This window comes from Acidovorax sp. GW835-FHT14G06 (assembly GCF_058793595.1).
The window spans coordinates 160,252-172,511 of the sequence record NZ_JBXAGA010000010.1 but is presented as its reverse complement, the minus strand read 5'-3'; the positions used below and the strand labels follow the sequence as shown (position 1 = coordinate 172,511).

8 protein-coding genes are annotated in these 12,260 nt (G+C 65.3%); all 8 read right to left on the bottom strand.

What is annotated here, in order from left to right; all coding sequences use genetic code 11:
* Positions 1–13: 13 nt before the first annotated feature.
* Positions 14–2,980, bottom strand: coding sequence for a formate dehydrogenase subunit alpha (locus AC1Q64_RS18695; RefSeq protein WP_492252373.1), 2,967 nt, complete (start codon positions 2,978–2,980; stop codon positions 14–16).
* Between the two features lie 14 nt (positions 2,981–2,994).
* On the bottom strand, positions 2,995–3,204 hold the full coding sequence (locus tag AC1Q64_RS18690; protein WP_291437116.1) for a formate dehydrogenase: 210 nt from the start codon (positions 3,202–3,204) through the stop codon (positions 2,995–2,997).
* Positions 3,205–3,352: 148 nt separating this feature from the next.
* Positions 3,353–3,985 (bottom strand): TorD/DmsD family molecular chaperone, encoded by a 633-nt coding sequence (locus AC1Q64_RS18685; RefSeq protein ID WP_291437118.1) that lies wholly within the window; start codon positions 3,983–3,985, stop codon positions 3,353–3,355.
* Positions 3,982–6,051, bottom strand: a complete 2,070-nt coding sequence (locus AC1Q64_RS18680; RefSeq protein ID WP_492252396.1) for a 4Fe-4S binding protein — start codon at positions 6,049–6,051, stop codon at positions 3,982–3,984. The genes AC1Q64_RS18685 and AC1Q64_RS18680 overlap by 4 nt, the downstream gene beginning before the upstream one ends.
* Complete coding sequence (locus tag AC1Q64_RS18675; RefSeq protein ID WP_492252372.1) at positions 6,011–6,748, bottom strand: DUF3306 domain-containing protein; 738 nt, start codon at positions 6,746–6,748, stop codon at positions 6,011–6,013. The genes AC1Q64_RS18680 and AC1Q64_RS18675 overlap by 41 nt, the downstream gene beginning before the upstream one ends.
* Positions 6,741–7,301 (bottom strand): DUF3305 domain-containing protein, encoded by a 561-nt coding sequence (locus tag AC1Q64_RS18670; protein WP_291437122.1) that lies wholly within the window; start codon positions 7,299–7,301, stop codon positions 6,741–6,743. Before AC1Q64_RS18670 ends, AC1Q64_RS18675 begins: the two co-directional genes overlap by 8 nt.
* 83 nt (positions 7,302–7,384) lie before the next feature.
* The gene (gene fdhF, locus AC1Q64_RS18665) at positions 7,385–10,288 is read right to left on the bottom strand and encodes a formate dehydrogenase subunit alpha (RefSeq protein ID WP_492252371.1); all 2,904 of its coding nucleotides are present in this window, start codon (positions 10,286–10,288) and stop codon (positions 7,385–7,387) included.
* Positions 10,285–12,183 (bottom strand): NADH-ubiquinone oxidoreductase-F iron-sulfur binding region domain-containing protein, encoded by a 1,899-nt coding sequence (locus tag AC1Q64_RS18660; protein ID WP_492252370.1) that lies wholly within the window; start codon positions 12,181–12,183, stop codon positions 10,285–10,287. Before AC1Q64_RS18660 ends, fdhF begins: the two co-directional genes overlap by 4 nt.
* Positions 12,184–12,260 lie beyond the last annotated feature (77 nt).

Below are 12,260 nucleotides of genomic sequence, written 5' to 3'. Positions count from 1 at the left end.
TTGCGTGGCGCGATCAGGCGCGTTCCACGTTGCAGATCGTGGTCTTGGTTTCTTGCATCATGGTCACGCTGTCGTAGCCATAGGTGGTGGCCGTGTTCACAGCCTCACCGCGCACCACAGGCGCCGCACCCTTGGGGTAATACGCCAGCATGTCCGCCCCTTGCCAGCGGCCCGAGAAGTGGAACGGCATCCACACGGTATCGGGTGCCACCCGCTCGGTGACGAGTGCCTGCACGTTGATGCGTGCGCCGGTGGGAGAACTGAGCCACACACGCTCGCCGTTGCGGATGCCCCGGTCGGCCGCCGTCTTGGGGTTGATCTCGACGAACGATTCCTGCTGCAGCTCCGCCAGCCAGGGGTTGGAGCGGGTTTCCTCTCCGCCGCCTTCGTACTCCACCAGACGGCCCGAGCTCATGATGAGCGGGAACTTCTCGTGCACCTTGTCGGCCACGTTTTTCTCCTGCAAGCTCTTGTACAGCGTGGGCAGGCGCCAGAAGGCCTTCTTGTCGTCGTGGGTGGGGTACTTGGCCATGAGGTCCGGCCGCGTGCCATACAGAGGCTCACGGTGCTGCGGAATGGCGTCAGGGAAGTTCCACACCACAGCGCGTGCCTTGGCGTTGCCGAACGGATGGCAGCCATGCTTCATGGCCACGCGGATGATCGCGCCCGTGGGGTCGGTCTTCCAGTTCTTGCCTTCAGCCTTGGCTTTTTCGGCATCGCTGAGGTCATCCCACCAGCCCAGCTTCTTGAGCAGCACGTGGTCGAACTCGGGGTAGCCCGTGGTGATCTCGCTACCCACCGAATGGGAGCCGTCCTCAGCAAGCAGGTTGACGCCGTCCTTTTCCACACCGAAGTTGGCGCGGAAGTTGCCACCGCCTTCCATCACATGCTTGGAGGTGTCATACAAATTGGGTGAGCCTGGGTGCTTGAGCTCCGGCGTGCCATAGCAGGGCCATGGCAGGCCGAAATAGTCGCCGCCAAAGTCGTAGCCGGTTTCCTTGTCCTTGCCGCCCTTGGCCTTCAGGGTCTTCACATCGAACAGGTGCATGTTCTTCATGTGGGCCTTCAGGCGCTCAGGGCTCTGGCCGGTGTACCCAATGGTCCAGACCGACTTGTTGATCTCGCGCAGGATGTCCTCGGGCACAGGCTCGTCCATGCCCTTGACCTTCTGCATCTTGTAGTTCTTGACGAGTTCGTCGGCAAAGCCAAGCTTTTGCGCGAACTGATACATGATCATGTGATCGGAGCGACTCTCCCACAGCGGGTCTATCACCTTCTCGCGCCACTGCAGCGAACGGTTCGATGCCGTGCACGAACCGCTGGTCTCGAACTGCGTGGCAGCCGGCAGCAGGTACACCGCGCGGTTGGGGTTCAGGTCTTCGGCCTTGCCGGGCATGGCAGCCATGGCGGCCGTGGCGGATGGATAAGGGTCCACCACCACCAGCAGGTCCAGCTTGTCCATCGCGCGCTTCATCTCCAGACCACGGGTCTGCGAGTTGGGAGCATGGCCCCAGAAAAACACGCCGCGCAGGTTGGAGTCCTGGTCGATCAGTTCGTTGTTCTCCAGCACACCGTCGATCCAGCGCGACACGGTGATGCCGTTCTTGGTCATCATCGCGGGCGACGCATACTGCTTCTTGATCCACTCGAAGTCCACACCCCACACAGCAGCGAAGTGCTTCCACGAGCCTTCGGCCAGGCCGTAGTAGCCGGGCAGCGAGTCAGGGTTGGGGCCCACGTCGGTGGCACCCTGCACGTTGTCGTGACCGCGAAAGATGTTGGTGCCGCCGCCGCTCTTGCCCACGTTGCCCAAAGCCAGCTGCAAGATGCACGATGCACGCACGATGGCATTGCCGATGGTGTGCTGCGTCTGGCCCATGCACCACACGATGGTGCCGGGGTTGTTCTCGTGCAGCATCTTGGCGACCTTGAAAACCTGGTCTTCCTTGACGCCGCAAGCCTCTTCCACCTTGTCAGGTGTCCACTTGGCCAGCACTTCGTCTCGCACCTTGTCCATGCCATAGACACGGTCGTTGATGTACTTCTTGTCTTCCCAGCCGTTCTTGAAGATGTGGTACAGCACACCAAACAGGAAGGGAATGTCGGTGCCGGAGCGGATGCGCACGTATTCGTCGGCCTTGGCCGCCGTGCGCGTGAAGCGCGGGTCCACCACGATCATCTTGCAACCAGTTTCCTTGGCGTGCAGCATGTGCAGCATGGACACCGGGTGGGCTTCGGCTGCGTTGGAGCCGATGTACAAAGCGACCTTGCTGTTTTGCATGTCGTTGTACGAATTGGTCATGGCGCCGTAGCCCCATGTATTGGCCACGCCCGCCACAGTGGTGGAGTGGCAGATGCGCGCCTGGTGGTCACAGTTGTTGGTCCCCCAGAAACTCACGAACTTGCGCAGCAGGTAAGCCTGCTCGTTGTTGTGCTTGGACGAACCCACAAAGTACACGCTGTCGGGGCCGCTGGCCTTGCGCAGCTCCTGCATCTTGGCCGTGATTTCGTTCAGGGCAGTGTCCCAGCTGATGCGCTCGTACTTGCCGTTGACCAGCTTCATGGGGTAACGCAGGCGGTACTCGCCATGGCCGTGCTCGCGCAGGGCTGCGCCCTTGGCGCAGTGGGCACCCAGGTTGATGGGCGAGTCGAACACCGCCTCCTGGCGCACCCACACGCCGTTCTCGACCACGGCATCGACCGCGCAACCCACTGAACAGTGGGTGCACACGGTGCGGCGCACTTCGATCTTGCTGTCGCCGATGCCAACCTTGGCACCTTCAGCAGCGTTGGATTTTTTGACCAGCGTGAGTTGCGAGGCGGCAATACCTACACCCACTCCCAGGCCGGAGCGGCGCAGGAACGAACGGCGGTCCATGGTGGGCAGAGCTTGCGACAGGCCACGGCGCAGGCTGTGCACAAAAGGCGACGCAGAGCTGTTGCCCTGCACGGAATGAGAAGACTTCTTGGTTAGCAACATGGCGTGCCCCGATGTCAGAGTTGGGTGGTCTTGTAGTACTGCTTCACGCGGGCAGACAGGTGGTAGCCACCGCCCTTTTCGGGTGCGACGCGAGCGGGCTCGGACACCACGGCATCCGACGGTGCAACATGGGGGAGTGCCACAACGGCTGCTGCGGCAGCCCCTACGGTGGCGGCGCCAGAAAAGAAGCTCCGGCGTGAGGAATTTGGCTGGCGGTTCTGCATGCTTGTCTCCAGAAAGGCTGGCAGCTATGAAACGGAATTCATACAGTCTATGTCAGTGTGTAAAAACCTGCCATGGAGCTTTACAACTCCCAGTAACACACTCATCTTTTATAGCGACATATCGAGGGTTTACGAGCATCTGAAAGGGTCAATCCAACATGTCGAAGCCCTGGGTTTCCACCGACACAAACGCGCGGGTGAAGTGCGCTACCGCCAGGTAGAACGAGGCCTGTGGCTGTGCAGCAAGGGCATCGCACAACTGCAGGATCCAAGGCTGCAAATGGGTTGAAAAAAATTCACGCTGCGATGTCAGGTTGCAGACAGCTACATCGTCTCCGGCGATCAGATAGCGCATCACCTCCAGCAGGTAGGCCACATGGTCTTCGGTTTCGGGCATCGTTTCATCCCGCGCCAGGCCCAGTTGCTGCAGATCGGTGCGCAGGCGCGCCAGCGGCTTTTCGTTGAGAAACCCGCTGAGGTAGTGCGAACCATACAAAAACACCTCGGGCTTGCCCACGCCGCCAAAGAGCCGGTCAAACTCCTGCGCGATGGCCGCATCGCTGAGCGCACGCGACGCCGCCACCAGTTGCTGCCAGGGCTCCTGCAAAAAGCCGCCATCGGCAGGCGCCTCCGTCACTGCCACCCGCAGGGCCGACAGCAGCTCCGGGCCAGGCGCGGCGTAGTACAGCTGCGACAGCAGGCCATACAGCTCGGCACGGGCGGTTTCCTCGTCGAGCGCAGAGCTGCCGCCCAGGGGGGTCAAGGTGGATGGGGCGCTCACAGGTCGGTCACTTTCGTCTCGTTTTGTGCGGAATACAGGTCAATCACGCGGCAGTCGCTGCACATCTTCAGGCGCTCCAGCGCCTCGCCCTGGAACATGGGGTGGCCCGACAGCTTGCCCAACATGGCCTCGATGGCCTTGACCGTGCCAAACGGCTTGCTGCAGCGCACACAGGCCCAGGGCTTGGCCTCGTTGAGCACACGCAATTGCGCACGCTCGGGCGTGAGCAGCAGGCGCGGCTGCAGGGTGATGGCGTCTTCAGGGCAGGTGGTGGCACACAGGCCACACTGCACGCAGTTCTTTTCAATGAAGCGCAGCTGCGGCAGCTGCGGGTTGTCCTGTAGCGCGCTGGCGGGGCAGGCGCTCACGCAGCTCAGGCACAGGGTGCAGCGATCCTTGTTGACCTCAATGGTGCCCAGGGGAGACCCTATTTCGGGCAAGGCAATGGCCGCAGGCCGCTCAGCCACGGACAAGGGGGCCTGCTCGATCAGGTGGTCCAGCGCCATCTCCAGCGTGCTGCGTTTTTCCTGCGCCACCGCAAAACGCGCGGCCACGGCCGGGGTCTTCTGGCGCGTCTGGCCCAGAGCCTGCAATGCTGCGTCGAGTTCGGTGGGGTGCGCGGCGCGCAGCAGTTGCACATGGGTGCCGGTGTAGCCCAGCCCGCGCAAGAGGGCCTGCGCCACATCCATCTGCGCCTGCAATCCGTCCAGGTACTGCCGTGCCTCCTCCTGGGTCGCGAGCACCACCACCTGTGAAGCGCCGTAGGCAATGGCGCTGAGCCACAGGTCCACCCCAGTGCTGGCCGTGTGCCACAGCGCCACCGGGATCACGTTGGCAGGCACGCCCTGCGCCAGTTTCAACTGGGCGGCACGGCCCAGCTCTTCCACCAGCGTCTGGCCGCGCTCCTGACTGTGCAGCAGCAGCACGGCATCCTTGCCACCGGCAGCGGTGTAAGTGGACAACAGGGTCTTGAGCTTGGTGCCCTGCTCCGTCGCACTGGGGTAGGCATAGGTCAGCGCGCCCGTGGGGCACACGGTGGTGCAGGCGCCGCAGCCCACACACAGGTTGGGGTTCACCTTGATTTGCTGACGGCTCTTGTCGCTGGCAATGGCCTCGGCCGAGCAGATGTCCACACAGGCGTTGCAACCCACGGTCTCGTTGCGGCTGTGGGCGCAGAGTTTTTGTTTGTAGACAAAAAATTTGGGCTTCTCGAACTCGCCCACCAGCTCCCGCAGCTTCAGCAGCGTAGCCAGGTCACGCCCGTCCCAGCGCAGGTAACCCTGCGGCAGCGCGTGCTGCAAGAAGGTGGGCGTAGCGGTGGCCGAACGCAGGTCCAGCACCAGATCAAAGCGCTCGGTCTGCGCAGTGGCGTCGCGGGTGAAGTCGATGGCACCCGCCACCTGGCACACCTTCACGCAGGCGCGGTGCGACTGGCAGGCGGCCAGGTCGATCTGGTAGTCGAGGCCAATGGCGTTTTCGGGGCAGGCCGCCACACAGGCGTTGCAGCGCGTGCAAAGGTCCAGGTCGATGGGGTTGTCAGCCGCCCATTGCAGCTCAAACGCACCCAGCCAGCCGGTGAGGCCCGTGATGCGACCACCCAGCACCGGATAGCGCCGCGCCTGCGCGCCACCAGCGTTGCCAGGGCCCTGGGTGAACAGCGTCACATCCAGCACGTCCGACACCAGGGCAGCGGCCTGCTCGGCCTGGTCAAGCGGGCCAATGATGAGCAGGCGGCCCGTGCTCTTGTAAGTAACCGTGGGCACGGGAGGGGGGTCGGGCAGCCGGGCGGCTGCCAAAAGCGCGGCGATCTTGGGGCTGGCCTTAGCGGCATCGCGGCTCCAGCCACCGGTTTCGCGGATATTCACAAACCGGATGGGCGACACCGCGCCTTCGGTCTGCTGGCCCAGGTCGCCAAACAGGCGCTGCTCCTGGGTGCAGGCCACCACCACGTCGTCGCCCGACTGGATGGCCTTTTGGAACGCCCCGGCGTCGCGTCGACACAGGGTGGAGTGAAGGGTCAGGTCTTCATGCAGTGCCTCGCCCAACGCCTTGGCGTTGAGAGGCATCGTCTGGTTGCAGTCGCAGATGAGCGTCGTGGTCATTGTGGGTATGGCTGGCTGGTGTGACCACCGCATCCTGGGCGGAGCGTGGGGCCACCTCAGGCTCGCTAGAGGAAACGCTAGGAACAGCGTTGCATACCCGGGACTGTGCCACGTCTGCAGGGGTTTGCGCCTCCGCATCATCCCGAGGCTGACTGGCCGGCGGGGATATTGGGGCCACGGGGGCCGCATCCTGCGCCAGATCGCCTGGCAGCCCCTCCGCAGAGGCCGCGGCTTTTTTCTCGTGGTCAAAAAAGCCCAGCGCGTGCGCGCTGGCCATCTTGCGCAGCATGCCTGCGGGCAGCGGGTCAGGCTGGGTGTAGTCGCCGATGTAGATGTCCAGACCATCCATCACGTTGAAATGCGGGTCGGCAAACAGCTTCTTCATGGCCAGATTGCGCACCTCGGGCGATACGGCACGGGCCACAAAGGGTTTGAAGTCGGATGCGGGCGTGAGCGCCTCAGCGTCGGCCAACGTAGGCGGTGGTGGCAGCTCTGGGGCGGGGGGTGCAGGCGCGGCTGGCGCTGCCACGGTGGCCACCGGCGCTGGTGCGGGCGCTGCCACCTGGGGGGCGGGTGCGGGCGGCGGCGGGTCTTGCACCGGCTTGCCCGCCAGCACGTCCTGCTTGCGGCGCGACCAGCGACCGAGGAATCCATCAGCCATGGCCGCCACCTCCGCCTCCGCCGCCACGCGGCTTGTCGGTGGACACCGACGCGGGGTTGCCGAAGCGGTCCTGCAGCGTGCGAAAGCTCTCGGGGCGCTTGCGGCGCTTGGGCTCTGGCTGGTAGTGCTCGGCCACAAAGGCGCGCAGCGCCTCCACCACCTCGGGATCGGCGGGCACCTGCTCGACGGTTTCCTGTGCGTCCAGCCAGCGGCCAGCATCGTGGTAGCTCAGGCTCACCGCCACAGGGCGGGCCAGTGGGACCTCGCCCGTGCCGGGGTCTTCATCGCGGCGCCACATCACAAACCAGCAGGGCGCGGGAGAGGTGAGGTTCAGGTGGTAACCCTCGGCATCGTCGCGAAACAGCTCCACGCGAAAGCCCGGAAACAGCCAGCGCTGCTCCTGCTCGTCCTGGATCAGCGGGCGGGGTTCGGTACCAAAGGTGGGCTCATGGATCACCACCTCGGCCAGCGACCACCGCCAGGGCTGCCAGCGGTTGTCGATGTGCTCGCACCGCATGATCACGGCAACGTCGGTGTAGGGGCGCTCAGTCATGGGCTGCGACTGTACCCCGGAGTAACCCCTTACCCGCAGCGCGCCGCGCAAAGCCCCACAGCCAGCGTACAGATCGCGCGGCGTCAGGCCGGACCGCCAGGGGTCTGCAAGACCTCCACCGCCACCGCGCAGTACTTGAACTCCGGGATCTTGCCGAACGGATCGAGCGCCGCGTTGGTGAGCAGATTGGCCGCCGCCTCCACATACGCAAACGGCATGAACACAGTGCCACGCGGCGTGCCATCGTCGCGCCGCACGCGCACCTGCACCATGCCGCGCCGTGAGCGAATGCCCACCAGCGCACCGGGCTGCACGCCCAGCCGGTCCAGTTCATCGCCATGCAGCGACGCGGTGGCCATGGGCTCGATGGCGTCGAGCACCGTGCTGCGCCGCGTCATGCTGCCGGTGTGCCAGTGCTCCAGCTGGCGGCCCGTGATGAGCACCAGGGGGTAGTCGGCATCGGGTTTTTCCGCCGCCGGGATCACGCTGGCGGGCACCAGCTGCAGGCGACCCGTGGGCGTGGGGAATTTTTCGGTGAAGACGATGGGCTGGCCCGGGTCGTCTTCGGTCATACACGGGTAGGTCACGCTGGAGTTGCGCTCCAGGCGGTCCCAGGTGATGCCTTGGATGCTGGCGTGCATGGCCTGGCGCATTTCGTCGTACACGGCAGCCACGCCCGACTCTTCGCCTTCGTAGTTCCAGCGAAGGCCCATCCGCTGGGCCATCTGCTGAATGATCCACAGGTCGGGCCGAGCATCGCCCGGCGGGTTCAGCGCGCGGCGGCCCATCTGCACCATGCGGTCGGTGTTGCTGGCCGTGCCGGTCTTCTCGGGCCAGGCGCTGGCGGGCAGCACCACGTCGGCCAGCCACGCGGTTTCGGTCAAAAAGATGTCCTGCACCACCAGGTGCTGCAGGCTGGCCAGCGCGTGGCGCGCGTGGTTCAGGTCGGGGTCGCTCATGGCGGGGTTCTCGCCCATGATGTACATGCCGCGCACCTTGTGCGGGTCGCTGTCGGGCGCCAGGGCCTTGTGCATGATCTCGACCACGGTGTAGCCCGGTGCCTCGTCCAGCTTGGTGCCCCAGAAGTCTTCGAACCACGCATGTGCGCCGGCGTTGTCCACGCGCTGGTAGTTGGGGAACATCATCGGGATCAGGCCCGCGTCGCTCGCGCCCTGCACGTTGTTCTGGCCGCGCAGCGGGTGCAGGCCCGAGCCCGGCTTGCCGATCTGGCCGGTGACGGCGCACAGCGCGATCAGGCAGCGCGCGTTGTCGGTGCCGTGGATGTGCTGGCTCACGCCCATGCCCCAGAGGATCATAGAGGACTTGGCCATGGCAAACGCCCGCGCTACCTCGCGCAGCGTCTCGGCCGGGACGCCGCACACGGGTGCCATGGCCTCGGGGCTGCAGCCCATCACGTTGGCCTTGAGTGCCTCGAAGTTGTTGGCGCGATCCTGGATGAAGGCCTCATCCACCAGCCCTTCATCAATCACCGTGTGGATCAGCGCATTGAGCATGGCCACGTCGGTGTCGGCCTTGAACTGCAGGGTGCGCCACGCATGGCGGCCAATGTCGGTCACGCGCGGGTCGGCCAGCACGATCTTTGCGCCACGCTGTGCGGCGTTTTTCATCCAGGTGGCGGCCACGGGGTGATTGGCCGTGGGGTTGGAGCCGATCACGAAGATCAGCTCGGCATGCTCCACGTCGTTCACGGGGTTGCTCACCGCGCCGGAGCCCACGCCTTCGAGCAGCGCGGCCACGCTGGAGGCGTGGCACAGCCGGGTGCAGTGGTCCACGTTGTTGCTGCCAAAGCCGGTGCGCACCAGCTTCTGGAACAGGTAGGCCTCTTCGTTGCTGCCCTTGGCCGAGCCGAAGCCCGCCAGCGCCTTGGGGCCGTGCGTGTCGCGCAGCGACCTGAGCGTGCCGGCGGCCAGGCCCAGCGCCTCGTCCCAGGTCGCTTCGCGGAAGGTATCGCGCCAGTCGGCGCCGTAGGGCCGCACCTCCTTGGGCACGCCGCTCTTGCGGATCAGCGGCACCGTGAGGCGGTCAGGGTGGTGGGCGTAGTCGAAGCCAAAGCGCCCCTTCACGCACAGGCGGCCGTGGTTGGCCGGGCCGTCGCGCCCTTCGACGCTGATGATTTTTTCATCGCGCACGTTGTAGGTGATGAGGCAGCCCACGCCACAGAACGGGCAGACCGAGTCGACCTTGCGGTCCACCTTTTGGGAGCCGATGTGCGTCTTGGGGCTGAGCGCGCCCGTAGGGCAGGCCTGCACACATTCGCCGCAGGCCACGCAGGTGCTCTCGGCCATGGGGTCGTCCAGGTCGAAGACGATCTTGCTGTCTGCCCCGCGCAGCGCGTAGCCGATCACGTCGTTGACCTGTTCCTCGCGGCAGGCGCGCACGCAGCGGTTGCACTGGATGCAGGCATCCAGATTCACCGCCATGGCCGGATGGCTCAGATCGGGCGCGGGTTGCTCGCGGCGAAGGGCTTGGAGCGCTGGGCGCACGGTGACGCCCAGGCGGCTGGCCCAGGTGCTCAGTTCGCCGTGCTGGCCTACCGTTGGGGCAGTTTTTGAACCCAATTCACCTATAGCGCTAGATGTATATGTGCTACCAGCTATCAATTCAGGAGTATCTGCAGCCCCATCATTCCATTGGTAGCCCACGTCCGGCATGTCCGACAGCAACATCTCCACCACCATCTGCTGACTCTTGCGGGCACGCGGGCTGGCTGCCTGCACCTTCATGCCTTCGGTCGGAGCGCGGCAGCAGCTGGGCGCCAGCGTGCGCTCGCCTGCGATCTCGACCACGCAGGCGCGGCAGTTGCCGTCGGACCGCAGGCCGTCGGTGTAGCAAAGATGCGGGATGTTCACGCCGTGGCGCTGCGCGGCTTTCAGAATAGTTTCGCCAGCGTGGGCAGTGACGGGCTGGCCGTCCAGCTCGAAGGCCACGCCGGACTGCACCGCAGTAGATGTCAACACGGCGCTCATGGCTGCAACCCTCCGGGCAATTGCTCGGTGAGCGGGCTGTTGCGCGGCTTGGGCAGGTCGCCTGGCCAGGGCCCCTCGCCCACCTCGTGCGGGAAGTATTTGTGGATGCAGCGGATGGGGTTGGGCGCCGCCTGGCCCAGGCCGCAGATGGACGCATCGGCCATCACCTGTGCCAGATCGTCCAGCAGGTCGGCATCCCACTGCGGCGCTTCCATCAGCGCGGCGGCCTTGGCCGTGCCCACACGGCAGGGTGTGCACTGGCCGCAGCTTTCGTGTTCAAAAAACCGCATCACGTTCAGCGCTGCATCGCGCGCCCGGTCGTACTGGCTGAGCACGATGACGGCGGCGGAGCCAATGAAGCAGCCGTAGGGCTGCAGCGTGTCGAAGTCCAGCGGGATGTGGCTCAGACTCGCGGGCAAGATGCCGCCCGAGGCGCCGCCGGGCAGGTAGGCATAAAGCTGGTGGCCATCCAGCATGCCGCCGCAGTATTCGTCGATGAGTTCCTGCACCGTGATGCCCGCCGGAGCGAGCTTGACGCCAGGGTGCTTCACCCGGCCGCTCACGCTGAAACTGCGCAGCCCCTTGCGCCCGTGGCGGCCAAAGCTGGCAAACCACTCGGGGCCGCGCTCGACGATGTCGCGCACCCAGTACAGCGTCTCGAAGTTGTGCTCCAGCGTGGGCCGGCCAAACAGCCCCACCTGCGCGATGTAGGGGGGGCGCATGCGGGGTTCGCCACGCTTGCCTTCGATGCTCTCGATCATGGCCGACTCTTCGCCGCAGATGTAAGCGCCCGCGCCGCGCCGCAGTTCGATGTGCGGCAGCGGGCACGGGGGCTCGGCGCGCAGGTCGTCCAACGCCCGCTGCAGCAGCGCGCGGCAGCCGTGGTATTCGTCGCGCAGGTAGATATAGATGGCCTCGGTGCCCACCACCTGGGCAGCGATGAGCACGCCTTCCAGAAAGCGGTGCGGGTCGCGTTCGAGGTAGGTGCGGTCCTTGAAGGTGCCGGGCTCGCCTTCATCGATATTGACGGCCATCAGGCGTGGCGCGGGCTGGTCGCGCACGATGCGCCACTTGCGCCCTGCCGGAAAGCCTGCGCCACCCAATCCGCGCAGGCCCGAGTCCTCCATGGCTGCCAGCACGGCCTCGGCATCCATCTCGCCATTGACCAGCGCAGCGGCCGTCTGGTAACCACCATGCGCGCGGTAGGTAGCCAGGTCGGTGTGGGCGGGGTTGATCGCATCGGGCTGCGCAGGCACGCTGCGCCCGGCCAATGCTGCCACATCAAAATTGATAGCAGATTGTGCATATGGATGTAGCGCTACCGCACGATCCGGCTTCAAATGGACGGCTTCCAACACTCCATCGACCGTGGCGTGAGGCACCGGGCACTGGTGCACCACCGCTACAGGAGCCTGCTCGCAGCGGCCCAAACAGGGCACGGCCACCACCTGCACATCGCCCTGCACTGCCGCGCGCAGGCGCTCGGGCAGCGCGGCCAGCAGTTCGCCGGCGCCGGCGAGGCTGCAGCTCAGGCTGTCGCACACCCGCACCAACAGGCGCGGGGCCTGCGCATCTTCGCCGCGCACGATGTCGAAGTGGTGATAAAAGCTGGCCACCTCGTACACCTCGGCCATGGGCAGATTCATCTGCTTGGCCAGCCCCACGAGGTGCCGGTCGTGCAACACGCCAAAGTGGTCGTTCAGGCGGTGCAAATATTCAATGAGCAGGTCGCGACGGAAGCCCGTTACCGGGCGCGGCCCCAGCAGCTGCGCCACGTCGGCCATCGCTGCGTCTTCAGGCTGGCGGCCCTTGAGGCGGCTTTTGCGGCGAATGCGTTCGCGCATGTCGTTGACGGACACGGCGGCGACGGTAGGGGCTTCGGGGGCAAGGTGCATGGAGCGGGGGCGTGGGGGCGTTGTTTTGTATGAAGGCGCCTGCATAGGCCGGGCGCGACGCCGCAGTGTCGGCCAGG